The sequence below is a fragment of the Kitasatospora sp. NPDC058965 genome (assembly GCF_042741245.1).
GTDB lineage: Bacteria > Actinomycetota > Actinomycetes > Streptomycetales > Streptomycetaceae > Kitasatospora.
The window spans coordinates 1-24871 of record NZ_JBHYKG010000053.1 but is presented as its reverse complement, the minus strand read 5'-3'; the positions used below and the strand labels follow the sequence as shown (position 1 = coordinate 24871).

18 protein-coding genes and 1 tRNA gene are annotated in these 24871 nt (G+C 73.9%); 10 read left to right on the top strand and 9 right to left on the bottom strand.

Annotation, left to right across the window (positions count from 1 at the left end; all coding sequences use genetic code 11):
* Positions 1-57: 57 nt before the first annotated feature.
* From ACFW1A_RS11975 to ACFW1A_RS11960, 4 genes are all read left to right on the top strand, one after another.
* Positions 58-1542 carry a potassium/proton antiporter gene (locus ACFW1A_RS11975; RefSeq protein WP_380407781.1) on the top strand — a complete coding sequence of 495 codons (1485 nt, stop codon included), beginning with the start codon at positions 58-60 and terminating at the stop codon, positions 1540-1542.
* A 296-nt stretch (positions 1543-1838) separates the two neighbouring features.
* A complete protein-coding gene (locus ACFW1A_RS11970; protein ID WP_380407779.1) occupies positions 1839-3149 on the top strand; it encodes an MFS transporter in 1311 nt (436 codons plus the stop codon).
* A 69-nt stretch (positions 3150-3218) separates the two neighbouring features.
* A complete protein-coding gene (locus ACFW1A_RS11965) occupies positions 3219-3542 on the top strand; it encodes an FmdB family zinc ribbon protein (protein ID WP_380407777.1) in 324 nt (107 codons plus the stop codon).
* Between the two features lie 206 nt (positions 3543-3748).
* Positions 3749-4015, top strand: coding sequence for a hypothetical protein (locus ACFW1A_RS11960; RefSeq protein WP_380407774.1), 267 nt, complete (start codon positions 3749-3751; stop codon positions 4013-4015).
* 80 nt (positions 4016-4095) lie between these two features.
* Here the strand turns inward: ACFW1A_RS11960 and ACFW1A_RS11955 are convergent, their stop codons facing one another.
* From ACFW1A_RS11955 to ACFW1A_RS11940, 4 genes are all read right to left on the bottom strand, one after another.
* Entirely contained in the window at positions 4096-4317 is a 222-nt protein-coding gene (locus tag ACFW1A_RS11955) for a hypothetical protein (protein WP_380407772.1), read from the bottom strand.
* A gap of 90 nt (positions 4318-4407) precedes the next feature.
* On the bottom strand, positions 4408-6033 hold the full coding sequence (locus tag ACFW1A_RS11950) for a protease pro-enzyme activation domain-containing protein (protein WP_380407770.1): 1626 nt from the start codon (positions 6031-6033) through the stop codon (positions 4408-4410).
* A 285-nt stretch (positions 6034-6318) separates the two neighbouring features.
* Positions 6319-8847, bottom strand: coding sequence for an AAA family ATPase (locus ACFW1A_RS11945; protein WP_380407768.1), 2529 nt, complete (start codon positions 8845-8847; stop codon positions 6319-6321).
* A 251-nt stretch (positions 8848-9098) separates the two neighbouring features.
* Positions 9099-10085, bottom strand: a complete 987-nt coding sequence (locus ACFW1A_RS11940; protein WP_380407766.1) for a sigma-70 family RNA polymerase sigma factor — start codon at positions 10083-10085, stop codon at positions 9099-9101.
* A 417-nt stretch (positions 10086-10502) separates the two neighbouring features.
* On the opposite strand from ACFW1A_RS11940, the gene ACFW1A_RS11935 reads away from it, so the two are divergent.
* From ACFW1A_RS11935 to ACFW1A_RS11925, 3 genes are all read left to right on the top strand, one after another.
* Positions 10503-11336: a phosphatase PAP2 family protein gene (locus ACFW1A_RS11935; protein WP_380407764.1), complete on the top strand. Its 834-nt coding sequence runs from the start codon at positions 10503-10505 to the stop codon at positions 11334-11336.
* A 337-nt stretch (positions 11337-11673) separates the two neighbouring features.
* Entirely contained in the window at positions 11674-14028 is a 2355-nt protein-coding gene (gene murJ, locus ACFW1A_RS11930; protein WP_380407762.1) for a murein biosynthesis integral membrane protein MurJ, read from the top strand.
* Between the two features lie 11 nt (positions 14029-14039).
* A complete protein-coding gene (locus tag ACFW1A_RS11925; RefSeq protein WP_380407760.1) occupies positions 14040-14918 on the top strand; it encodes a carbon-nitrogen hydrolase family protein in 879 nt (292 codons plus the stop codon).
* Positions 14919-14981: 63 nt separating this feature from the next.
* On the opposite strand, the gene ACFW1A_RS11920 is transcribed toward ACFW1A_RS11925, so the two are convergent.
* A complete protein-coding gene (locus ACFW1A_RS11920; RefSeq protein WP_380407758.1) occupies positions 14982-15380 on the bottom strand; it encodes an SHOCT domain-containing protein in 399 nt (132 codons plus the stop codon).
* A 262-nt stretch (positions 15381-15642) separates the two neighbouring features.
* On the opposite strand from ACFW1A_RS11920, the gene ACFW1A_RS11915 reads away from it, so the two are divergent.
* On the top strand, positions 15643-19827 hold the full coding sequence (locus ACFW1A_RS11915; protein WP_380407756.1) for a ricin-type beta-trefoil lectin domain protein: 4185 nt from the start codon (positions 15643-15645) through the stop codon (positions 19825-19827).
* Positions 19828-19900: 73 nt separating this feature from the next.
* On the opposite strand, the gene ACFW1A_RS11910 is transcribed toward ACFW1A_RS11915, so the two are convergent.
* From ACFW1A_RS11910 to ACFW1A_RS11900, 3 genes are all read right to left on the bottom strand, one after another.
* Positions 19901-19973 (bottom strand) — tRNA-Arg (locus tag ACFW1A_RS11910).
* An 88-nt stretch (positions 19974-20061) separates the two neighbouring features.
* Positions 20062-20793 (bottom strand): hypothetical protein, encoded by a 732-nt coding sequence (locus ACFW1A_RS11905; RefSeq protein WP_380407754.1) that lies wholly within the window; start codon positions 20791-20793, stop codon positions 20062-20064.
* A 166-nt stretch (positions 20794-20959) separates the two neighbouring features.
* A complete protein-coding gene (locus ACFW1A_RS11900) occupies positions 20960-21601 on the bottom strand; it encodes a MerR family transcriptional regulator (protein WP_380407752.1) in 642 nt (213 codons plus the stop codon).
* A gap of 109 nt (positions 21602-21710) precedes the next feature.
* Here ACFW1A_RS11900 and ACFW1A_RS11895 point away from each other — a divergent pair, with 109 nt between their 5' ends.
* On the top strand, positions 21711-22217 hold the full coding sequence (locus tag ACFW1A_RS11895) for a DUF4188 domain-containing protein (RefSeq protein WP_380407750.1): 507 nt from the start codon (positions 21711-21713) through the stop codon (positions 22215-22217).
* 2 nt (positions 22218-22219) lie between these two features.
* On the opposite strand, the gene ACFW1A_RS11890 is transcribed toward ACFW1A_RS11895, so the two are convergent.
* Positions 22220-23719: an SMI1/KNR4 family protein gene (locus tag ACFW1A_RS11890; RefSeq protein WP_380407748.1), complete on the bottom strand. Its 1500-nt coding sequence runs from the start codon at positions 23717-23719 to the stop codon at positions 22220-22222.
* A gap of 340 nt (positions 23720-24059) precedes the next feature.
* Here ACFW1A_RS11890 and ACFW1A_RS11885 point away from each other — a divergent pair, with 340 nt between their 5' ends.
* A complete protein-coding gene (locus tag ACFW1A_RS11885) occupies positions 24060-24827 on the top strand; it encodes a polyprenol monophosphomannose synthase (protein WP_380407746.1) in 768 nt (255 codons plus the stop codon).
* The last annotated feature ends 44 nt before the right edge of the window (positions 24828-24871 follow it).

Below are 24871 nucleotides of genomic sequence, written 5' to 3'. Positions count from 1 at the left end.
CAGTGACCCCTCCCGTGCCGCCCGCCACAGCCGCCCGCGACCCCGAGGTGCCCCTGCGTGACCGTCTCCCACCTGAACACCTTCCTGCTCGAGTCCGCCGTGATCCTGCTGATCGCGGTGGTCGCGGTGCGGTTCGCCACCCGGTCCGGGCTGCCCAGCCTGCTGCTCTACCTGGGCATCGGCGTGGTGCTGGGCCAGGACGGACTGGGCGTCACCTTCAACAACGCCTCGCTCACCCAGGTGCTCGGGTACGCGGCGCTGGTGGTGATCCTGGCCGAGGGCGGCCTGAAGACGAACTGGCGGGAGATCAAGCCGGTGATGCCGACCGCCACCGTGCTGGCCACCTTCGGGGTCGGCATCTCGGTCTTCGTCACGGCCGCCGGGGCGCACGTCCTGGTCGGCACCGACTGGCGCGAGTCGCTGCTGCTGGGCGCGATCGTCTCCTCCACCGACGCGGCGGCGGTCTTCTCGGTGCTGCGCACGGTGCCGCTGCCGGCCCGGCTGAGCGGACTGCTGGAGGCCGAGTCCGGCTTCAACGACGCGCCGGTGGTGATCCTGGTGGTCGCCTTCGCCACCACCGGACCGTTCGACCCCTGGTACGTGCTGGTCGGCACGATCCTCGCGGAGCTGGCGATCGGCGCGGCGGTGGGACTGGCGGTCGGCCGGCTGGGCGCCTTCGGCCTGCGGCACGTGGCGCTGCCCTCCTCCGGCCTGTACCCGATCGCGGTGCTCGCGCTCACCGTGCTGGCCTACTCCGCCGGCGCGCTGCTGCACGGCTCCGGCTTCCTGGCCGTCTACGTCTGCGCGGTGCTGCTGGGCAACGCCAAGCTGCCGCACGGCCCCGCGGTGCGCGGCTTCGCCGACGGGCTCGCCTGGATCGGGCAGATCGGCATGTTCGTGCTGCTCGGCCTGCTGGTGAACCCGCGCACCATGGGCTCGGCCGTCTGGCCGGCGATCGTGATCGGCTCGGTGCTGGTGCTGCTGGCCCGCCCGCTCTCGGTGGTGGCCACGCTCACCCCGTTCAAGCTGCCCTGGCGGGAGCAGGCGCTGCTCAGCTGGGCCGGGCTGCGCGGGGCGGTGCCGATCGTGCTGGCCACCATCCCGCTGGTGGCCGACGTGCCGCACGCCGCCGACGTGTTCAACATCGTCTTCATCCTGGTGGTCGTCTTCACCCTGCTGCAGGGCCCGACGCTGCCCTGGCTGGCGCGGCAGCTGCGGATCTCCGAGGGGGCGCTCGGCCAGGACCTGGGCATCGAGTCGGCCCCGCTGGAGCGGCTGCACGGCCAACTGCTCTCGGTCGCGCTCGCGCCCGGCTCGCGGATGTCCGGCGTCGAGGTGGGCGAGCTGCGGCTGCCCGCCGGGGCGGCCGTCACCCTGGTGGTGCGCGAGGGCAGCAGCTTCGTGCCGGACAAGGCCACCGTGCTGCGGGCCGGGGACGAGCTGCTCGTGGTCACCACCGAGACGGTGGCCGAGGCCACCGAGAAGCGGCTGCGCGCGGTCGACAAGGGCGGCAAGCTGGCCGGCTGGCTCTTCGGCAAGTGATGCAGGTCGCTGTACAACAGGTGACGTTTCCGTAGAATCCAAGGTGGTACTGATCAGTACCCTCTAAAGTGGAGACAGATACACCCACAGACATATCCACACTGCAACATCTGCCTGATGCAGAGTTGGCGCGACCGCTCGGCGGCCGCGGTCCGCTGCCCGGCCCCGCTTCCGCGAACGACGGCCCCCGGACCCCGGTATCTACCCCGGTCGACGCGCGAGAGGACGACTCTCGGCGCCGTCGGGGACCCCACCCTCACCCCGGCGTCGCTACCAGGCAGCAGGAAGGACCGACCGTGGCGGCCCGCCCAACGGTCGACAACCCCGTAGTCCCGGCCCGTGTCGGCTACGTCTCCCTGCTACGCACCCCGGGTGCGTGGACGTTCGTGCTCCCCGCCTTCGTGGCGCGCCTGCCCTACGCGATGCTCAGCCTGGGCATCGTGCTGCTGGTCTTCGACACCCGCGGCTCCTACGGCACGGCCGGCTCGGTCGCGGCGGTCGCCGCGGTGGCCCAGGCGCTGGTCGGCCCGCAGACCGGGCGGCTGGCCGACCGGTTCGGCCAGACCGCGGTGCTGCTGCCGAGCGTGCTGGTGCACGCCGTCTCGGTCGGTGCCCTGATCGCGCTGGCGCTCGGCCACGCGCCGGTCTGGACGCTCTTCGCCACCGCCGCCCCCGCCGGGGCCAGCGTGCCGCAGATCGGCGCGATGGTCCGGGCCCGCTGGGTGGCCCGGCTGGCCGACCGGCCCCGCCACCTGTCCACCGCGTTCGCCTTCGAGTCGGTCACCGACGAGTTCACCTTCGTGGTCGGCCCGGTACTCGCCACCGCCATCGCCACCACGGTGGCACCGGCCGCGGGGCTGGCCGCCGAGGCCGCGCTGACCGTGCTGGGCGGGCTGGCCTTCGCCGCGCAGCGGGGCACCGCGCCGGCCCGCCACCCGCGCGCGGCGGGCGGGAACCGGGTCTCCGCGCTGGCCTCCCCGGGGGTCCGGCTGCTGGCCGGCTCCTTCCTCGGCGTGGGCACCGTCTTCGGCGCCATGCAGGTCTCGGTGACCGCCTTCGCCGAGGCCCAGGGGCAGGCCGGGATGAGCGGCACCGTCTACGGCGTCTTCGCCGGCGGCTCGATGCTGGCCGGGGTGCTGTACGGCATGGTCGCCTGGCGGCGGTCCGCCCGGGAGCGGATGCTCGCGAGCTACGCGCTGCTGGTGCTGGGCTGCTCGACGCTCTGGGCGATGCCGGACCTGACCGCGCTGGCGGTGGCCGCGCTCTGCTGCGGGCTGGCCATCGCGCCGACCCTGATCACCGGCTACACGCTGGTGGAGACGCTGGTCGCCGACGGCGCCAAGACCGAGGCCTTCACCTGGTTGACCGGGGCGATCGGCCTGGGGCTGGCGGTCGGCTCCACGGTGGCCGGGCAGCTGATCGACCTGGGCGGTCCGCGCACCGGGTTCCTGGTGCCGGTGGCCGGGGCCGGGCTCGGGCTGGTGGCGCTGGTCACGTTGCGCGGCCTGCTGGTGGGTTCGCCCGCGCGGGGCCGTACCGTTGCCAGGAGCGGGGCGGACCGCCGCGGCGCGCTGGAACCCCGCTGCTCACCCGCCACGCTGGACTGATCCGGCGGAATGCCGCATCATGGACCGTCGTTAGCACTCATCAGCCGAGAGTGCCAGGAGGAAGACACAGTGCCCACGTACCAGTACCAGTGCACCGAGTGCGGCAACGGCCTCGAGGTGGTGCAGAAGTTCACCGACGAGGCGCTGACCGTCTGCCCGAACTGCCAGGGCCGCCTGCGCAAGGTCTTCTCCGCGGTGGGTGTGGTCTTCAAGGGCTCGGGCTTCTACCGGACCGACAGCCGGTCCTCCTCCAGCAGCACGGTCTCCTCGGGCTCGTCGGGCTCCGCGGCCGCCTCCTCCTCGTCCGGGGACTCCTCGTCCTCGTCCTCCTCCTCGTCGAGCACGTCCTCGGCGAGCGCGACGACCTCCAGCAGCACCTCGACGGCGAGCTGACCGGACCCGCTCCACAGCGGTTCCGCGGCCGCCGCCGCGCGCTCCTTCCGCACCGAAGGCCCCCCGGGCGTACCCGGGGGGCCTTCGGGCTGCCCGCCCGCACCCGGGCCGACCAGGGCCGATCCGGGTTGTCCACAGGCACAGAGTTATCCACAGGCCTGTGGACGGACCTGGGCATGAACGCCGGCACGGGCCACAGTGGCGGCATGAGCGAAGACCTCGACCTGCTCCCCCAGCCCTCCCGCTCCGTGCCCGCCTGCGGGGTGCGGTCCAGCCACCGGCGGCCGGCTCCGCCGCAGGCGGTGCCGGTGCCGCCCGGGCGCCCGGTGCCCGGGTTCCGCCCGATCCGGCGCGGCAGCGGCGTGCGGCACCGCCTGCGGCGGGCCGTGCGGCTGCGGTCGGGCGCCGTCCTCAGCGGCCTGGCGGGCGCGGCACTGGCCAGTCAGTGCGCCCACCGGCTGGGGCGGCCGTGAGCGGGCCGTCGGCCGTGGTGCGACGGGCGGCCGTGAGCCGACTGTCGGCCGTGGCGCGGCGGGCTGCCGTGAGCGGGCCGTCAGCCGTGGTGCGGCGGGCGCTGCTCCAGGTACCAGTCCAGGCCCCGGGCCGAGGAGCTCTCGCCCCAGGCCGCGTCCGTGTCGTCGCTGGTCTGCCGGCCCAGCGGATCGGCGAAGACCAGCTTCGCCGCGGGTGCCGGCCGCGCGGGCTGCTGCTCGGGCTGCTCCGCGGGCTGCTGCTCGGTCTCGGCGGGCGGGGCGGGGGTGGGCTGGTCGGTCATGCCTACCAGGGTAGGGCGCCGACCGGCACGGCCCCGAGGGGCCGGGCGTGGACCGCCCGACCCCTGGAGCCCGTGCCGTGCCGCCGGGCGTCAGCCCAGCGCGGCCTTGAGGAAGTTCGCGCCGTTGTAGGAGCCCCAGCCGGTGACCTTGTCGTAGCCGGTCCCCGCACTGTACGCGCCGTTGCTCCCGGACTTCACGTCGTGGAAGGCGCTGCCGTAGGAGGTGGAGGTGGCCAGCGAGTAGATCCTGCTGTTGGCGTTGCCGAAGGCGGGCTTGCCCTTGGCCTTGGCCTCGCTGTTGTAGACGGCCGCGAACGCCGCCCAGTTGGGCGCCGCCGCGCTGGTGCCGCCGAACTCGTACCAGGCGCCCTGGGTGTAGATCGCCCAGCCGCTGGCGGGGTCGGCCACCGCGGAGACGTCCGGCACGGCGCGGTACGAGCCGCTGTTCACCGGCTTCTGGTAGCTCGGCGTGGCGACGGAGGAGGAGACGCCGCCGCCGCTGCCGGACCAGGCGGTCTCCTTGGCGTACGCCCCGCCGGAGAGGCTGAGCGTGGTGCCGCCGGTCCCGGTCACCCACGGGTCGGCGGCCGGGAAGTCGACCGACGTGCCGCCGTTGCCCGCGTCGTCCGAGCCGCTGTCGCCCGAGGCGGCGAAGACCGACTGGCCCTGGGCCGCCGCCTCCTTCAGGTCGGTGTCCACCGCGGTCCGGTTGCTCGCCGTCTCGCCCGCCTCGTAGATGCCCCAGCTGATCGAGATCACCGGGACGTCGTCGCTGACCAGCTTGGCGTAGATCGCCGTCTCGCCGGCGTCGCTGTTGGGCGCCTCGTAGACCTTGACGGTGGCACCGGGAGCGAGCGCCTGGACCACCTCGATGTCCAGCTCCACCTCGTCCTGGCCGGACAGGTCGGTGGTGCCGCCGCCCGCGCTGACCACGGTCGGGGTGCCGGTCTGGAGCGCGAAGTACTTGTCGTACGCGGCCACGTTGGACTGCTGGTAACCGGAGAACTCCAGCAGGCCCACCGTGCTGCCGGCGCCGTTGTAGCCCGCGGAGAGGGTGGAGGTGAGGTTGTAGGCGGAGCGCGCGGCGGTCGGGCCGAGGCCGGTGGGCGCCTTGGCGGCGGCGTGCGGGGCGGCCGTGTCGAAGTGCCGGTACTTCGCGTAGTCGTTGAGCCCCGAGACGTCGCTGACCACCGAGGCGATCCCGGCGGGCAGCACCGGGGCCGTGGTGTTCGCGAAGAACGTGCGGCCGTCCCGGCCGTCCCGGTAGGTGGCCAGGCTGGTGCCGAACGCCTTCGCCACCTGGGCGGCGGTCCCGCTGGCCTCGACGGTCAGCCGGTTCGCGGTCACCCCGGACACCTGCAGCCCCTGCGCGGCCAGGTAGCCGGTCACCGCCGCCACGTCCTTCGGCGCGGCGCCGAACCGGTCGGCGAACTGCGCCACCGTCAGGTAGTGCTGGTACTGCGGCGACGCCGGATCGGTCACCCGGGCCAGGAACGCGTGCAGCCCGGCCGGGTCCCGCTGGGTCAGGCTCACCGCGACGGATATCCGCTGGTCCGCGGCCACCGAGCCGGTGCGGGCCGCCTGGCTGACCGCCGGCAGCACATCCCCGCGCACCACACCCGCCTGCGGCGCGGCGAACGCGGGGGTGGCGGCCAGCGCGACGATCGGCAGCGGCGCGACGAGCAGCCCGATGACGGGCCTGAGACGCAAGGTCACGACAGTCCTCCTGGGACGGCGATGGAACGGCTCGTTGCGGCAGGGGAGTTGGTGGTCCGCTGGTTCGAGCCGGGGTCGATGGCAGCAACGCTAGGCTTGTCGATCCACCGTCAAAAGAGGGGTGACCCTTGCTGGTCGGATGTCCGGGTGATGTCGCACGGTGGCGTGCGGTGACACCGGATCGCGGCCGACCCGGGCGGCGGGCCGGGCCGCAGCCGAGCCCGGCGCCGGTCCGCCCTCGGTCCGCCCTCGGTCCGCTGCCGGTCCGCCGCGGGTCGGTCCCGGTCAGCCGTACACGGCGAGCGCGCGGGCCAGCCCGCTGCGGGAGCGGACGCCGAGCTTGCGGTACACCCGGGACAGGGTGCCCTCCACCGTCTTGACGCTCACGAAGAGCGCCGCCGCCACCTCGCGGTTGGTCGCGCCGTCGGCCGCCAGGTCGGCCACCCGCCGCTCGCTGGCGGTGAGCAGCCCGCCGGCCGCGCCCGGCACGGCGAGCGCCCGGTCCACCCGGTCCAGCTCCGCCGCCGCCCGGAGCAGCAGCGGGCGGGCCGCGAGCCGGGCGCAGCGCTCGCCCGCCTCCAGCAGCGCGGCCCGGGCCCCGGGGCGGTGCCGCAACCGGCGCTCCACCGTGCCGAGCGCGATCAGCGTCCGTGCCAACTCGATCTCCAGCCCCGCGCCCACGGCTCCCGGCCGGTCGACCTCGGCCCGCAGCCCGTCGGCTTCGGCCCGCAGCAGCTCGACCGCCGCCCGCCCGTCGCCCAGGCCGGCCCGCACCAGCGCGGCGGCCCGCCGCACCGCGGTAACCGCGGCGGGCGCGGTGCCGTCCGCGGACCGCAGCGACGCGGCCGCCTCCCCCGCCACCTCGGCGGCCTCCCCGGTCTCTCCCAGGGCGACCAGCCCCTCGGCCAGCAGGGCCAGCGCCCGGACCGTGGCCGGGTCCACCGCCCCCACCACGGATGCCAGCCGCCGCACCTCCTGCAGCTCCGCCACGCCCGCCGCGGTCTGCGCCACCGGTCCCAGCAGCAGCGCCGCCTCGCCCGCCACCGCCAGTGCCTGCCCCTGCGGCAGCACGGCGCCCGCCGCGCCCCACTGCGCCGCCGCCAGCCCGGCCAGCTCGCGCGCCCGCTCGGCGCTGCCGCCGAGCAGTTCGGCCCGCGCCACGGCGAGCGCCGCCCCGGCCCGTCTCGGTTCGCCGCCACCGGCCTCGCCCGGGAGCGGCAGCGGCTCCCCGTACCGGGCGAGCAGCTCGACCAGCTCCGCCGCCGCACCCAGCGCCGACGCACCGTCACCCTGCTGCGCCAGCGCGGCCGTGCGCAGCGCGAGCAGGGCCGGCGCGGTGTCCCCGTCCGCCCCCGGGCCGCTGCCCCGGGCGGCGGCCAGCACCCGCTCCGGCCGTCCCGCGGCCAGCTCCGCCGCCAGCCACCGCTCGCGCCGGTGCGGCGGCAGCGGCACCGGCAGCGCGGCCACCGCGTCCAGCGTCCGTCGCGCCCGCACCACCGAGCCCCGGGCCAGCTCGACCCGGGCCGCGACGACCAGGGCCGCCGGATCCGCCGCCCCGGCCTCTGCGGCGTACACGGCGGCCTCGTCCAACCGCCCCGCCAGCAGCGCCCGCTCGGCGGCCCAGGGCAGGACGGTGCGGTCGCCCTCCGCCAGCCCCGCCGCGACGAGTCCGCCGCTCGCGACCGGGGCCTGCGCCACTGCCCGCAACAGCACCGCCCGCGCCCGACTCCGCACACCGCCCGCCCCGCGGCCGCCCGACGCACCGTCACCCGACATCCCGCCGCCCGACGCACCGTCACCCGACATCCCGCCGCCCGACGCACCGTCACCCGACATCCCGCCGCCCGACATCCCGCCGCCCGACGCACCGTCAGCGAGCGCCTGTGCTGCCAGCGCCCGCGCCTCGGGCCACCGCTCCGCCGCTGCCGCGCACTCGGCGGCGGCCACCGTCGCCGCCGCTCCGGGGCGCTCCCGCACTGCGCGCAGCGCGCGCTCGTACTCCCGCTCCACCCCCGTCAGCGCCTCCGCCGCCCCGTCCCAGCGGTACCCGCCCCGCGCCAGCGCCACCGCCGTCCCGGGGTTGCCCGCCGCCACCCGCTGCACGTCCCGCAGCACCGCCGCGGTGCACCCCGGCACCTCGCGCCGCACCACCGCCGCCAGCGCGCTCGCCCGCAGCCCGCCGACCGGGACCACCGCGCCCGACCACCCCGGCAGCACCGCACCCGCCGTCGCCAGCACCCGCACCCGCCCCGCGACCGCGCCGCCACCGCCACCTTCCGGGTCGCGACCGCTGCCCCCGCCGTCCTCGTCGGCCCCGCCACCCCGCCCCACCCGCAGGCCCCGCAGGTCCCGCACGCCCCGCCGCAGTGCGAAGCGCAGCGCGGCCGCGCTCGGCAGGTCCAGCCGGTCCGCGCCGTCCAACACCACCAGCACCGGTGCGACCGATCGCAGCAGTTCCAGCAGCCCGAGCCGCAGCGCCAGGCGGTCCACTCCCGAGACCGGCGGCCGGTCCCGCAGCAGGGCCGCCCGCAAGGCCGCCCGCGGTGCCTGCGCCAGCGCGGCCAGCGAGCGGTCCAGCACGTCACCGGGCAGGCAGCCGAGCAGGTCCGCGAGTCCGACGTGGGGCAGCTCCCGTTCCTCCGCCGCCGGCTCGCAGCGCAGCACCGTCCAGCCGGCCTCCCCCGCCTCGTCGCCCAGCGCCTCGGCCAGCGTGCTCAACCCGATCCCCGTCGCCCCGGTCAGCAGCACCGCCCCCCGCGCGGCCAGTGCCTCGCGCGCCGCCCCCAGTTCCCCGTCCCGCCCGAGCAGCAGCACGCACCCCGCCCCTTCCCCGCTCCCCCATCAGCCATGGACCTGACATCAAAGCAGACCCGGCCGGACCTGCGGAATCGCCGAACACGGTGATCATCGAGCGTTCACGGCCGGACACACCCGGGCCCGCAGGCCCCGGGTCTCCGTACAACACGGGGATCCGGACGCGCCGCCCCCGGACACACGACACACGCCGCCCCCGGACACACGGAGACCCGGACACCGCCGTGCGGTGTCCGGGTCGTCCGCAGGAGTCACGCGGCCTCGAACCCCGCGTGCCCCGCGATCTTCTTGAGCTCCGCCAGCGCGTGCTTCTCGATCTGGCGGATCCGCTCACGCGTCAGGCCGTGCTGCTTGCCGACCTCGGTCAGGGTGCGCTCGCGCCCGTCCTCCATCCCGTAGCGGGAGCGGATGATCGAGGCCGTGCGGTCGTCGAGCCGGCCGATCAGGTCGTCCAGCTCCTCGCGCCGGAGCATCACCATCACGGCGTCCTCCGGGGAGACCGCGCCGGTGTCCTCGACCAGGTCGCCGAACTGGGTCTCGCCCTCGTCGTCCACCGCCATGTTGAGGCTGACCGGATCCCGCGCCCAGTCGAGCACGTCCTTGATCCGGGCCTCGGTGGTGTCCAGCTCGGCGGCGATCTCGGCGGGCTCGGCCTCGCGGCCCAGCTCCTTGGACTTCTCCCGCTGGACCCGGCGGATCCGGCCGAGCTCCTCGACCAGGTGGACGGGCAGCCGGATGGTGCGGGACTGGTCGGCGATCGAGCGGGTGATCGCCTGCCGGATCCACCAGGTCGCGTAGGTCGAGAACTTGAAGCCCTTGGCGTAGTCGAACTTCTCCACCGCGCGGACCAGGCCGGCGTTGCCCTCCTGGATCAGGTCGAGCAGGGGCAGCCCGCTGCGCGGGTAGCGGCGGGCCACCGCGACCACCAGGCGCAGGTTGGAGCGGATGAAGACGTCCTTGGCCCGCTCGGCGTCGGCGGCTATCGTCTCCAACTCCTCGCGGGTGGCCCCCTCGGGCAGCGGGGCCACGCCGTCGTCGGCCTCGTCCAGCAGGTGCTGGGCGTAGACGCCGGCCTCGATGCGCAGCGACAGCTCGACCTCCTCGGCGGCGTCGAGGAGGGGGGTCCTGGCGATCTCGTCGAGGTACATGCCGACCAGGTCGCGGTCGGCCTCGAGGTTGGTCGGGCGGGCCGTACGAGTCCGGTCGGCCCTGTCGCGTACGACGGCACGGGTGGCCATGCTTGCTCCCTTGCTGTTGATGCCCGGGTCGGGTCTCGGTGGTCGCGCCGGTCCGGACGAATCGGTCCGACCGTCGGCCGGAGCGACGACACGCCCTCCTGCAGTGCGCGGCCCGATGGCCCGCACACGTAACAATCCAACGAACACAATCCGGACAACATTCCCAAGTGACTCAGATTCCTTGGGCGATGCAGTATCCTGCCCGTTTTCACCTCGGCTTTGGACGCAGAGCGACCGGTTGTGCACACGACGTGCACCGGTCAACGGGGGCGACCACAGGGCCGCCGCACCCGCCGCGCCTTCCCCCTCAACGCCCGGTTGCGCCTGAACGATCCCCGCAGGTCGTCCCCACAAAAGATGCCAAAACGCGATCGCTCCCCCATCGGATCGTCGCGCCCGCCTGGGAATGTGTCAGCCATGCACCTGACCAGCGCCCCCGGGCGCCCGCCGGCCGGCCGACCGCGCCCGCTGCGCGCCCGCCTGCCGCGCTACACGGCGATCGCGCTCGGCTCGCTGGCCCTGTGCGCGGTGCTGCTCGCCCTGGTGCAGACCGGCTGGGGCCCGCTGGCCCGACTGGACCACGGCTGGGCCGACGGCCTGCACGGCCTGGCCCGGCGCAACCTGCCCTTCACCGTCTCGATGCAGACCACCACGATGCTCGGCAGCCCGGTGATCATGCGCACCCTGCTCGGCCTGGCCGCCGCCTGGCTCTGGGCGATCGGCGCCCGCACCCTGGCCGGCTGGACGGCCGCCCAGGCGCTGGTCGGCTGGGGCCTGCAGTGGCTGGTGAAGACCGCGGTGGACCGGCCGCGCCCCGGGTGGCCGGATCCGGTCACCCAGGCCCCGGGCCCCGCGTTCCCCTCCGGCCACGCGATGGCCGCCGCGATCACCGCCGCCACCCTGGTCGCCCTGGTCTGGCCGCGCGCCGACCGCCGCGCCCGGGTCGTCTGCTGCTCGCTGGCCGCGGCGGGCACCGGCCTGGTCGGCTTCACCCGGCTGGCACTCGGCGTGCACTGGCCGAGCGACGTGCTGGGCGGCTGGCTGCTGGCCGCGACCGTGCTGGGCGGCACCACGGTGCTGGTCGAGCTGTGGCGCCCGGGCGCGCTCTCCCGGGACGTGCGGCGGGTGAACTGGCGCACCAGGCCCCGGGTGCAGAGCGTGCTGGCGTCCTCGGTGCCGTTCCCGGAACTGCCCGACCACCCCGAGGAGGAGCCGGGCGAGGATCCGGAGGAGGCGGCCGACGGGCAGTGACATAGCTCACACGAGTGGATCTCCGATGACAGGTGCGCCTGAGGACACACCTCCCCCACACCGGCCCGATCCATCGCCAGCCGCCATAATTACGCCCCAACCAGGGCGAATCACCACGCGGAGCGCACGGTTCCGCCCGGCTCGGCCGGGCCGGTGCCGCCCGTTCCGCTGCCCCGAGACCTCCACCACATGGCACCTGGCTCCCCACCGAGTGCCCGGGTAGGGCAGACTGCTTCGGCTGGGCATCCTCTGCCCGGCTCGGGGAAACCGAGCAGCGCCCGCTCTGCGGCAGCCCCGCAGCAGCACCTGCCCTGCCAGACCGAGCGACGGGGGTCCGATGACCACGCACACGACGGGCGATCCCTACGGTCCGTACGGTGCGGGCCCGTACGGCGCACCGCAGCCCGGCACCCCCGGCTTCCAGGAACAGGCCTACCCGGCACAGGGCTACCAGGAGCAGGCCTACCCGGCACAGGGCTACCAGGAGCAGGCCCACCCGGAGCAGCCCGGCACCCAGGTGCTCCCGCAGCAGCAGTTCCAGGAACCCCCGTTCCCGCAGCAGGCCTACCCGCAGGACCCGTACGGGCAGCCCGCCCACCAGCAACCTGCCCACCAGCAGCCCGCGCACCAGCAGCAGGCGTACCAGCAGCCCTACGAGCCGGTGCAGCCCTACCCGGCCGCTGCCCCGACCGCGGCGCCGTCCCCGTACGAGCAGCAACCGCAGCAGCAGCAGTTCCCGCCGGAGCCGGCCCTCCCGCCCCAGCCCGCACAGTCCCCGTCCTGGGACGAGCAGTACTACCAGCCCTACCCCGGCCCGCAGCAGCCCTTCCAGCAGCCCGACGCGTACCCGGGCGGGTACCCCGCGGCGCCGGCGCCGGCCGACCCGCCGACCATGGCGCTGCGCCCGATCCCCAGCCAGGGCTTCCCCGCGCCGCCCACCGCGCCGCCGGCCGGCGTGCCCCAGCAGCGCGACCCCGCCAAGGCCGAGCCGTCCGAGGAGGCGGTGGCCGGACGCAACGGGCTGATCATGGCGCTCGGGACGCTCTCCTCGCGCGGCCTCGGCTTCGTGCGCGCCGCGATGCTCGGCGCCGCGCTCGGCTCCGGCGACATCGCCAGCACCTTCAACGTCGCCAACACGCTGCCGAACATCGTCTTCGTGATGCTGATCGGCGGCGCACTCAGCTCGATCTTCGTTCCGGAGCTGGTCAAGGCCGCCAAGACGCACAAGGACGGCGGTGTCGCCTACACCGACCGGCTGCTGACCCTGTGCGGGATCGCGCTGGTGGTGCTGACCCTGATCGCGGTGCTGGCCGCCCCCCTGCTGGTCTCCGTCTACGGCCCGACCTGGACCGGTGCCCAGCGTGACCTGGCCATCGCGCTGGCCCGCTTCCTGCTGCCGGAGATCCTCTTCTACGGCTTCTTCACGCTGCTGGGCCAGGTGCTCAACGCGCGCGGCAAGTTCGCCGCGATGATGTGGGCGCCCGCGCTGAACAACGTGGTGGCCATCGCGGTCTTCGCCCTCTACCTGGGCATCGGCGGCGAGGCCAGGCACATCGACAAGGTCACCCCCGGCCAGACCCTGCTGCTGGGCGTCGGCACCACGCTCGGCGTGGTGGTCCAGGCGCTGGGCCTGCTGCCCTCGCTCAAGGCGGCCAAGTTCCGCTTCCGCCCCCGCTTCGACTGGCGCGGCGCCGGCCTCGGCGCTCCGATCCGGGCGGCCTCCTGGGCGCTGCTGCTGGTGGTGGTCACCCAGGTCGCCTTCACCGTGATCACCGCCCTGACCACCAGCGTGAGCAACAAGTCCGCGAACTACGCCTACTCCAACGCCTACCAGCTCTTCGTGGTCCCGCAGGGCGTGATCACCATCTCGCTGGTGACGGCGATCCTGCCGCAGATGTCGCGGGCCGCCAACGAGGGGAACCTGACCAAGATCGGCACCGACCTGGCCGGTGTGATGCGCAGCTCGGCCGCGATGATCATCCCGGCCATGGTGCTGTTCGCCGCCTTCGCCGCCCAGATCACCCAGGCCGCCTACGGCTACGGCAACGCCCGCAGCGGCGACGGCCTGACCCTCACCGGGGAGGCGCTGCTCGCCTTCTCCTTCGGCCTGCCGTTCTTCTGCGCGCAGTACGGCCTGGCCCGCGGCTTCTACGCGATGAGCGACGCGCGGACCCCGTTCTGGCTGACCGTGGTCGCCTCGGGGACCAACGTCTTCTTCTCCTGGCTGGCCTGGCTGCTGCTGAGCGACCGCTGGAGCATCGTCGGCATGGCCGCCGCGCAGAGCATCGCCTGCGTCGTCTCGATGACCATCACCGGCATCGCGCTCTCCCGCCGGCTCAGCTCGCTGCCGACCGCACCGGAGAGCCCGGAGGACCGGGCCCGGGTGCTGCGGACCGCCATGCGCACCCCCGCGAGCAGCGGCCTGGACGGGCGGCGGGTCTTCGGCCTGCACCTGGGACTGCTGCTGGCCTGCCTGCCGGGCGCGCTGGTCGGCCACTTCCTGGCGGGCGCCCTGGGGAGCAGCTGGTTCGGCAGCGTGGTCGGCCTGGGCCTCGGCTCGCTGCTGGTGCTCGCCTCGCTCTTCGTGCTGGCCCGCCCGCTCGGCGTGGCCGACGCGGTGGCCCCGCTGGCCCGCAGGCTGCGCATCCCCTACCCCGCCACCCCCGAAGCCGGCCGTCGGCGGCGCCGGTAGTCTGACCGGACATGACCGTCCCTCAGCACGATCCTGTCCCGTCCGACCTCCCCGCCCGGCCGCTGCGGATCGCGGCCGCCCAGGCGCCGGTGCTGCCCGGTGACGTCGGGGCCAACGCCGCCCGGGCCGCCGAACTGGTCGAGCGGGCGGCGGCCGCCGGCGCCCGGCTGGTGGTCTTCGCCGAGAAGTTCCTCACCGGCTACGACCCCGAGCTGATCGCCACCGACCCGCAGCGCTACACGGTCACCGCGGACGACCCCCGGCTCGCCCCGATCACCGCCGCCTGCCGGGCGCACGGGATCACCGCCGTGCTCGGCGCGGCCACCCGGGACGCGGCCGGCGTGCTGCGCATCTCCGCCCTGGTCCTCGGTCCCGACGGCACCGCGTTGGCCCGCTACGACAAGCAGCACCAGTACGGCAGCGAGCCGTCCGTCTTCGCCGCCGGCACCGCCGGCTGCACCGTGGAGCTCGACGGCTGGCGGCTCGGTCTGGGCATCTGCTACGACTCCGGCTTCCCCGAGCACGCCCGCGCCGCCGCCCTGGACGGCTGCCACGCCTACCTGGTCGGCGCCCTCTTCGGCACCGGCGGCGGCCGGCAGCAGCGCGCGGTCTGGTTCCCGGCCCGCGCGCTGGACAACACCATGTACGTCCTGCTCGCCAACCACGTCGGCGCGGCCGGCGACCTCACGGGCTGCGGCGGCAGCTCCGTCTGGGGCCCGGACGGCGGCCTGCTCGCCGACGCGGGCGAGACCGGGGCGGGCCTCGCGGTGGCCGACCTCGACCCGTCCGTGCTGGCGGCGGTCCGCGCCGACCTCACGATGGTCACCGAGATCGCCACCCGCGACGCCGCCGTCGCCACCGGCCCGCGCGACCGCATCACCGTGGCCTGACCGACCGGCCGCACGGCGGAGCCCCCACCCCGCCTCGGGGGTGAGGGCTCCGCTCGCTCGGCCCTATCCGGCCAGCAACTTCTCCTTCGCGCGGTCGAACTCCTCCTGCGTGAGCTCGCCCCGCGCCTTCAGGTCGGCCAGCTTCGTCAGCTGGTCGACATTGCTACCGCCTCCACCACCGCTCCCGGCGGTCTCGCGGATGTACTCCTGCATCGCCTTCTCCCGGCGCGTCGCCTCCTGCATGTCCCGCTCCCCCATCGCCCCGCCGCGGGCGATCAGGTAGACCAGCACACCCAGGAACGGCAGCAGGATCACGAAGATCAGCCACCCTGCCTTCCCCCAGCCGCCCATGTCGTGGCTGCGGAAGATGTCCATGACGATCTTGAAGAGCAGGAAGAGCCACATGATCCACAGGAAGAACCAGAGCATCATCCAGAACGCGTTCAACAAGGGATGGTCCATGCCTCAGGTGTAGCCCTCCCCTGCGGAACCCGCCCGCCGACCGGGCCGTTCGGGGGACGCGGCCCACGGAATCGCGTTGCGAATCGAACATGTGGAGCAATAGCCTCACGGCGCACTCCGACTTTCACACCGTCAGCACTTCATGCGCCGCCGCCACTTGATGCCCTCGGGCGGGGCAGCCGGACGTGGACGAGTCGGCCACCGGCCGGCCGATGAACGCTGACGACGTTCCTGTTCCGTCACTCCGCGAAGGATGATCAACGTGCCCCGTCCTGCTTCCAGGCCCTCGTCCCGGCACCGAACCGGGCGGCCGCTCACCGTCGGAGCGGCCCTCGCCACCGCCCTGGCCTTCGCGGCCGGTCCGGCCCTCGCCCACCCGACCGTTCCCGTGGCGTCCGTCGGTGCCGCTGCGGCGCCGAGCTCGCCGACGGACCTGGCCCGCGCCCAGGCCAAGAAGACCGGCAAGCCGGTCACGGTCGACGCGCTGACCACCGAGACCGCGGTCACCGTCGCCAACCCCGACGGGAAGACCTTCACCCGGACCAGCAACATCCAGCCGGTCCGGGTGCAGAAGGGCGGCGCGTGGGTCGCCACCGACGCGACCCTGGCCAAGAACGCCGACGGGACCTTCTCCCCCGCCGCCACCCCCTCCGGGGTCACCCTGTCCGGCGGCGGCACCGCCCCGCTGGCGGCGTTCAAGGACAAGGCCGGCCACCAGTTCTCGATGGCCCTGCCGTTCGCGCTGCCCAAGCCGACCGTCAACGGCGACACCGCCACCTACGCCGAGGTGCTGCCCGGCGTCGACCTGCAGGCCACCGTCACCGACCAGGGCGCCTTCCACGAGGTCCTCGTCGTCAAGAACGCCCAGGCCGCCGCCAACCCCCAGCTCAAGACCCTCAAGCTCGCCACCAGCACCAACGGCCTCACCACCAGCACCGACGCCGACGGCAACCTCACCATGAAGGCCCCCGACGGCACCGTGGCCTTCCACGCACCCACCCCGGTCATGTGGGACTCCGCCGCCCTGGCCGCGCCCGGCGGGGTGCCGGCACAGGCCGACGCCGCGGCCGCGGAGGCCGCACCGAAGGCCAGGGCGATCAGTCCCGCCGCCCCGCCCGCCCCGCCGAGCGCGGTCGACCCGGCGGGCCGGGTCGGCTCCAGCAAGGACGGCCCGGGCCACGGCGCCCACATCTCCACGCTGAAGGTCACGGCGGACGGCGGCTCGGTCACCCTGGCCCCCGACGCCGACCAACTCGCCCACGCCAGCTACCCGCTCTTCATCGACCCCACGGTCGCGCCGGGCGGCGGGACCAACCACTACCTGGAGGTCAAGGAGGGCTGCGCCGGACAGTCGCTCTACGACAACGCCCAGGAGAACGGCGAGGGCGTCGGCTACCAGCAGTACGACTCCAACTGCTTCGGCCTGTACCGCTCGTTCTACGAGATGGACACCAGCTTCTTCAACAGCAGCATGATCATCACCAAGTCGACCATGACGCTCGCCGAGACCTACGGCGCCGACCACGGCTGCAACAACACCTGGGGCATCGGCCTGCGCCTGACCGGCGGCATCGCCAACGGCACCAACTGGAACACCCAGCCGGGCCAGGTCCAGGACCTCGGCCAGACCACCGTCAAGAGCGCCTACTCCGGCTGCGGCACCCAGTACGTCAACTTCGACGTCACCGGCCCGGTCGGCCAGTACCGCGGCTACAACAACCTGACCTTCGGCATCTACGGCCAGGAGAACAAGTACGCCACCAACTACGGGTTCATGCGCTTCAGCACCAACCCGCAACTGTCCACCCAGTACGAGATCGCGCCGAACATGCCGGACACGGTCTCGCTCAGCCAGGGCAGCTGCGGGGGCTGGCTCGGCGCCACCGTCTCCGGCGTGACCCTCAACAGCCACCTGAGCAGCGGCATGCCCGGCGTCAACCTGCACGCGGGCACCTACCTGCAGGACGACTCGGCCGACGACGGTCACGGCAACCCGTACGTCGACGGCTACTCCACCAGCCCGACGGTGGGCAACCCGGGCGGTGTCTCCAGTCCCTCCCCGGTCGGCTTCGCCGACGGCCACACCTACGAGTGGTCGGAGTGGGCCAACGACGGCTACATGGACGGCCCCCACACCTCCCCGTGCGTCTTCACGGTGGACTCCACCGCGCCGACGCTGACCGTCAACCCCAGCACCGCCTTCCCGGCGCTCGGCAGCGGCAAGACCCCCACCGGCCACGCCGGTGACACCCTCACCCTCCAGGTCACCGCCAAGGACCCCGTCCCCACCTGGGCCTGCACCCGCGCCGCCTCGCCCTGCCGGGCCAGCGGCGTCGCCGGGTTCCACTACGCGCTCGACGCCGGCATCCCCGCCAACGGCGCCCAGAGCACCGGCGTCACCGGCACCAGCACCGACGGCACCGCCAACGGCACCGTCACCGTCACCCTCCCCGCCAACCAGTGGGGCACCCACACGCTGTTCGTGGCCGCCTACGACAACGCCGGCAACTCCACCACCCAGAGCTACAGCTTCTACGCCCCCTGGAACCCCGCCGCCAAGGTCGCCACCGGTGACGTGGACGGCGACGGCGTCCCGGACCTGGTCACCGCCGGCAGCAACGGCAACCTCTACGTCGTCCCCGGCAATGCCGACCCGGGCTACCTGCCCACCCCCGCCTCGACACCCGCCACCAGCCCCGAACCCGGACACGGCTGGGACACGTACCTGCTGGCGCACGGCGGCAGCCTCACCCAGTCCGGCCTGGACGATCTGTACGCCTACAGCAAGACGAGCAAGCAGCTCTACACCTACGCGAACGACGCCACCGCCACGCCGGCCGGCACCCCCGGCCACTTCAGCCTGACCCAGGGCGTCAGCCCGGTGACCAGCAGGCCGGGCTGCCAGGCCAACGGCACCGTGGACTGCACCAACTACCCGAAGGACTGGTCCCTGGTCCAGCAGATGATCAGCCCCGGAACCCTGTCCACCGCGGCCAACCAGGCCGCGAACCCGGGCCAGTTCGTGGCGCAGTCGCCCGACCTGATCACCGTCGAGAACAACCAGCTCTGGTACTACGTCAGCGGCTTCAACCCGGCCAAGGGGCACCTGTCCTCCGCCTACCCGCTGGGCACCGGCGACTGGTCCAAGACCACCCTGGTCGGCGTCGGCCGGACCGGCGGCACCCCGACCACCATCACGGTCCCCGGTGACGGCTTCGCCAACCCCCCGGTCCCGGCGCACAGCTACACCGACATGACCGGCGGCACCCCGGTGCTCTGGGTCCGCAACAACACCACCGGCGCGGTCACCAGCTACCCGCTGGCCTTCGACGCCAACGGCCTCCCGGCCGGCACTCTCACCGCACCCGTCAGCGGTGCCCTGCCGTCCGCGCTCACCAACGCCGGCGGCAGTCCGGTCTGCCTGGACGACCGTGACGGCGCGGTCGACGGCGCATTCGTCCGCGTGGTGGCCCCCTGCGTAGCCGACGCCGCCTCCCAGGCCGTCACCTACGGCACGGACAACACCGTGCACCTGGCGGGCAAGTGCCTGGACGTCAGCAACGGCGCCACTGCGGCCGGCACCAAGGTCCAACTGTCGTCGTGCACCAACGGTCCGGGCCAGCAGTGGACCCCCGGCAGCGGCCCCGGCTCGCTCGTCAACACCAAGTCCGGCCTGTGCCTGGACGACCCGGCCGGCAGCACCGACGGCACCGTCCAGCTCCAGATCTGGACCTGTGGCGGCGGCCCGAACCAGAACTGGGCCTCCGGCACCACGCTGCCCGCCCAGCAGCCCGTCCTCAACATCGGTCTCCCCAGCGGTCTCTACCCGACTGTCAACTCCCCGGGCGACGTCAACGGCGACGGCACTCCCGACCTCTACGCCGTCAGCTCGACCGGCCAGCTCTGGGAGTACCCGGGCAGCAGCCCCAAGGGCTCCCTCGCCCAGGTGGGCAGCCCGGTCCTGATCGGGACGCTGAGCACCGCCACCGTCGGCCCCGGCCCGTACCTGCTGTACAACACCGTCACCACCAAGTGCGCCGACCTCCCCAACTACGGCCCGGGCAGCCTCGGCACCCCGGTCGCCGAGTACACCTGCAACGGGACGTCGAGCGACAACCAGCTCTTCTACTGGGACAACCACGGCACCACCGCGGACGGCTACAGCCAGTACACGATCCGCAACGCCAAGGACAACCTCTGCCTCGACGTCCACGACTTGGGCGTGGTGGAGGTCGGCGCCCCGGTCAGCGAGTACACCTGCAACGGCACGTCCGGCGACAACCAGCTCTACAAGCTCGTGCCCCGGCCCGGCGGAGCCAGTTGGATCGTCAACGTGAAGAGCGGCCTGTGCCTCGACGTCAACGGCGTGCGGACCGGTGGCAACGACGCCCCCCTCACGCTGTACACCTGCAGCGACCTCGACGACCACACCTGGCTGCTGCAGTGAGCCTGGCACGGGTCGTGCGCTGAGCATGCGAAGGCCCCCTCGGAGGATCTCCGAGGGGGCCTTCCGTGCGGTGTGCCCCAGGCAGGATTCGAACCTGCGACACCAGCTTTAGGAGAGCTGTGCTCTATCCCCTGAGCTACTGGGGCCGACACGACGGCTGACAGCCTAGCCGATGCCGTTGGCCGACTGCCCCATTCGAGTGAGCGGGGTGCGGCGGCCCGGGGCGGGCGGGGGTCAGAGCTTGGCGACCGCCTTGGCGGCGGCCTCCTTCATCCGGTCCCAGGGGAGCCCGCCGGCCGTCTCCGCGCCGACGTAGAGGACGCTCACGGCGGTGCCCTTCTGCTGGACCGCGAACTCGCCCTCGGCGCGGGAGCCGGCCGGGAGCTTGCTGTTGCGGTCGGGGCCGGAGGCGTTGTTGGTGATCGACCACTGGCCGGGGCCGCGCGAGACCACGGTGGTGGCGGGCAGGAAGTTGTCCTGGGCGCACTGGCCGATCCAGCTGTTGAGCCGGTTGACGGCGTCGCCCGCGGCGGCCGGGGTCGCGAAGTCGGCGACCATGTCGGCGGCGTAGTAGAAGACGAACTTGCCACCGGGGCGGGTGGCCTGGCGGTAGGTCCGGTAGGCCTGCGAGCGGGCGCCCAGGTCGTCCAGCGGCGTGAGCAGGCAGGGCAGGTCGGAGGCCAGGCCGTAGCCGCTGTAGCTGGCGTCCTCCTGCCAGCTGTCGGTGCCGTCGACCAGCAGCGGCAGGTCGCCGGCCGGGAGCAGGCGCGGGTCCTGCTCGGAGGGGGTGTCAGGGGTGACCGGCGGCACCTGGATGGGCGTGTGGCCCGCGCCGATCAGCACGGCGGACGCCGCTCCCGAGCGGCTCGGCCCGCGACGGGCGAGGTCGCCGGCGCTCGCCACCGTCGCCACCACCGCGGCGCAGCCGAGCACCGCGCTGACGCCGCGACGTATCCACCTGTGCACCAGGTCCCCTTCCACCAGCCTGCCTGGACGGTATACGCGGGCGCGTCGCGAAGACCAGGCCAACGGCTGTCATCCGCCGATCAGGCAGTGATCGTAATCGGGCCGGACGCCGCAGTGCGCGGCCCGGTTTCGTCGACCGTCGCTCGCGGGCCTGCGGTCCGGTCGGTCAGAGTCCGAACCGCTCGATCGTCTGCTGCTCCTGTGCCAGCCGGCGCAGCCCGAGCAGCACCGGTTCGAAGAGCACCGCACCGGCCACCGCCAGCTCCACCTGCTCCACCACCGAGTCGAGCCGCTCGATCCGGTCCAGGTCGAGGTCGGCGGTGCGGGCCATCTGCTCGGCGTACGGCGCCAGGTCCTCGGCGGTCTGCGGGTAGCCGAGCCGGTGCAGCGAGGCCAGCAGCGCCACCAGCTCCCGGTAGATCGGGGAGATCTCGCCGAGTTCGGCGGCGTCGCGCCAGCCCAGCTCGGCGAGCAGCCGGTCCAGTTCGGCCCGGGCGGCGGTGACCGTCGGGTCGTCCGGGTCGGGGTCGGCGTGGTGCGGCATCGCCCAGAGCGCGGCGCCGAGCCGGATGCTGCGGCTGAGCGAGTCGTCGTCCACCTGGACCAGCACCTCCCGGACGGTGGCCACCGGGATCCGCCCGACCTGCACCATCGCCCGGACCAGCCGCAGCCGGCGCAGGTGGGACTCGTCGTACTCGGCCTGGGTCGCGTTGACCAGGCGCCCGGGCGGGAGCAGGCCCTCGCGCAGGTAGTACTTGATCGTGGCGAGCGAGACACCGCTGTGCTCGCTCAGATCGGCCAGGCGCATCCCCTTGTGACTCCCCTTGAATAGTGCCACTATCCCACTTATTGAAGAGCGGCACTATCCAACCACGGAGCAACCTGACACACCGTCGAGGATCGAGGGGGGATCCACCGTGTTCAGCACACCGAATCCGGGCCACACCACCGCCGCCGCCGAGGGGGAGGTCGTCCTCTTCCTGATCGGCATGCGGATCAACCACTTCCGCGCCCCCCACCACTGGCTCCCGGTCATGCTCGGCATGCCCCGGATGCTGCGCGAGCTGTCCGCCGAACCGGACAGCGGACTGCTCGGCTACCAGCTGCTCACCGGGTCGCCGCGCACCTACTACGTGGTCCAGTACTGGGAGTCCACCGAGAAGCTGCTGCACTACGCGAGCGCCCCGGAGAAGCTGCACCACGGCGCCTGGGCCCGGATCAACCGGATGATGCGCGACTCCGGACAGCACGTCGGCCTGTGGCACGAGACCTACGTGGTCCCGGCCGGGAACTACGAGACGATCTACCACGACATGCCCGCGTTCGGCCTGGCCGGGGCCACCGGGGTGCTGCCGCTGGAGAGCCGGGGCCGGACCGCCCGTCAGCGCCTGGCCCACGGGTCCGCGGCCGGCCCCGCGGACTGACTTCACCCCTCCAGCCCGTCCGCGAACGCCTCCAGCGCCTCCACCCAGCCCGGGTGGAGCACGGTGTCCGGCGTCCCCTGGTCCGCGTGCACCAGCTGCCCGTACCGGCCCGTCCGGCCGGGCTCCAGGTCGAGCACCAGGAGCGAGCCGTCCGGTCCGTCCGACAGCGGCAGCCAGCCGGGCCGCCAGCCCCAGTCCCGGCGCACGGCGTCGTCCGGCTGCTCGCCGGTCCAGTCGCCCTGGTCCGCGCGGGCGGCCAGCAGGGCGGCCAGCTCCCCGTGCGCCACCGGCGCCGGCTCCCCCGCCCCGCCCAACTCCTCGGTCCCGACCAGCGCCACGCTGCCGTGGACCGCCAGCGAGGCGGCGAAGTCCACCGGCAGGCTCCGCGCCAACTCCCGCTCCGCAGCGGCGATCTGCTCCGGCGTGGCGGGGGCGCCCAGACCGGCCAGCAGCTCCGGCGCGCGGCGGCGCAGCGCGGCCTCGATCCGCTGCCAGGCCGCGGCCACCCGGGCCCGCACCCGCGCGCGCTGCTCCTCGTCCAGCCGCTCCACCGGCGGCGCGGCCTCCGGGTCGGCCACACCGGCCCGCCGCAGCTGGGCCTCGGCCGTGGTCCGCTCGGCCTCGCCCAGCAGCTGCAGCCGCACCGCCGCCCGCCAGCGCAGCACCGGCGCCCGCCGCTCGTCCCGGGCCAGCGCGAGCAGGACCCGGCGCAGCTCCCCGTGGTAGGCGGGACCGGCCTCGAAGACCAGGGTGGGCACGTCCTGCAGGTCCAGCCCGCGCCGGCCCAGGAACTCCTGCGGCGCGAGCTCCAGCGAGCCCAGGGCGATCGCCACCGCGTGCGGCACGAACTGGGGGTGCAGCTCGGTCAGCGGCCGGGCGAGCGCGCCGAGCCCCACCACCACGCCGCGCGCCAGCGCCCGGTCGGCCACCTCACGGGCCGTCAGGTGCGCCTCGGGCCCGAAGGCGAGCAGCGTCCGCACCGCCGCGCCCACCTGCCAGCGGTTCCCCGCGGCCGCGATCGTGCGCTGCCGCTCGATCGCCTCGACCCGCTGCTCCGGCCCGAGCAGCGCGTAGGAGCCGGCCGCACCGCTCTGGTGGTGCGGCGAGCAGGCGCGGTACCGGTCCACCGCGGCCGGCCGCTCGGACTCGTCCAGCAGCGCCAGCCCGATCAGGGTGGGCAGTGGCTCGTAGCCCTCGGGCCACTCCCGGTAGAAGGAATTGCGCGCCACCACCGGGTCGCCCTGCGGGTCGGCCAGGTAGCGGCGCAACCGGTCCGCCGCCGCCCCGCGCCGCTCCGGGGCCAGCTCGACCAGCGCCCGGCAGACCTCCGGCCGCCCGGTCTCGTCGTGCTCCAGCAGGTGTTCCAGCACCGTCCCGATCCCCGGCCGCCGCGGATCCCGCGGCGGCAGCGAGCGGGCCGCGGCCAGCACCGCGGGGGTGTCGCCCACCGGCCCCTCGGGCAGCAGCAGGACCGCAGGACAGCTCGACTCCGTCTCAGACACGCGCACAGGCCCTTCCCCGTCGGCGTCGGCGGCCGGGTCCGGCCGACACCCGACAGAACGTGGCGCACGTCGCACCCGGTTCGAGTGGACGCCGGCGCGGCCCGGGCGGGTCGAATCCGGCCCCCACCGGATTGACGCACTGTTCGGCTCCGCACCCGCGAACGGGGGCGATATCGAGCCGTTCGCGGGGTGCCTGCCCACCGCCCTCCGGACCGTCCGGTACCCTGCCCCGGCGCTGGTCCGGGTTACCGGGCAGCCGCTCCGGGTCGCTACCATCGGCTAGGTCAGCGGACACCGCGATCTGGATGTGGTCGCGGCCAAACCCCCGAAAGGCTCGTACGTGACTGCGCCCCAGGAGCACTCCTTCGCCGACCTCGGCAAGGTGCTGGTCATCATCCCGACCTACAACGAGGCCGAGAACGTCGAACGGATCGTCTCCCGGGTCCGGGCTGCCGTCCCCGAGGTGTACGTGCTGGTCGCGGACGACAACAGCCCGGACGGCACCGGCGAGATCGCCGACAAGATCGCCGAGCTGGACGGCAACGTCCACGTGATGCACCGCAAGGGCAAGGAGGGCCTGGGGGCGGCCTACCTCGCCGGTTTCCGCTGGGGCATCGACAACGGCTACGACGTGCTGGTCGAGATGGACGCCGACGGCTCGCACCAGCCGGAGGAGCTCTACCGCCTGCTGACCGCGCTGCGCGGCGCCGACCTGGTGCTCGGCTCGCGCTGGGTGCCGGGCGGCAAGGTGGTCAACTGGCCCAAGTCCCGCCTGTTCCTGTCGCGCGGCGGCTCCACCTACTCCCGCCTGATGCTGGGCGTGCCGATCAAGGACGTGACCGGCGGCTACCGGGCCTTCCGCAAGGAGACCCTGCTCGGCCTGGGCATGGACGAGGTGGCCTCGGCCGGCTACTGCTTCCAGGTCGACCTGGCGTTCCGCTCGGTGCGCAGCGGGTTCAAGGTCGCCGAGGTGCCGATCACCTTCGTCGAGCGCGAGCACGGCGCCTCCAAGATGAGCCGCAACATCGTGTTCGAGGCGCTGTGGCGGGTCACCGTCTGGGGCGTCCAGGCCCGCCTGGGCATGCTCGGCAAGAACAAGGGCAAGTAAGGGCACGTCACGGCGTTTCAGCGGCGGAGCGGCCGGTCCCCGAT

What these genes read in the sequence shown, in the direction of transcription:
- ACFW1A_RS11960 (WP_380407774.1), top strand. Translation starts at nt 3,749, where the DNA reads ATGAGCGAAGACCTCGACCTGCTCCCCCAGCCCTCCCGCTCCGTGCCC.
- ACFW1A_RS11955 (WP_380407772.1), bottom strand. Translation starts at nt 4,317, where the DNA reads ATGACCGACCAGCCCACCCCCGCCCCGCCCGCCGAGACCGAGCAGCAG.
- ACFW1A_RS11940 (WP_380407766.1), bottom strand. Translation starts at nt 10,085, where the DNA reads ATGGCCACCCGTGCCGTCGTACGCGACAGGGCCGACCGGACTCGTACG.
- ACFW1A_RS11935 (WP_380407764.1), top strand. Translation starts at nt 10,503, where the DNA reads ATGCACCTGACCAGCGCCCCCGGGCGCCCGCCGGCCGGCCGACCGCGC.
- murJ (WP_380407762.1), top strand. Translation starts at nt 11,674, where the DNA reads ATGACCACGCACACGACGGGCGATCCCTACGGTCCGTACGGTGCGGGC.
- ACFW1A_RS11925 (WP_380407760.1), top strand. Translation starts at nt 14,040, where the DNA reads ATGACCGTCCCTCAGCACGATCCTGTCCCGTCCGACCTCCCCGCCCGG.
- ACFW1A_RS11920 (WP_380407758.1), bottom strand. Translation starts at nt 15,380, where the DNA reads ATGGACCATCCCTTGTTGAACGCGTTCTGGATGATGCTCTGGTTCTTC.
- ACFW1A_RS11900 (WP_380407752.1), bottom strand. Translation starts at nt 21,601, where the DNA reads ATGCGCCTGGCCGATCTGAGCGAGCACAGCGGTGTCTCGCTCGCCACG.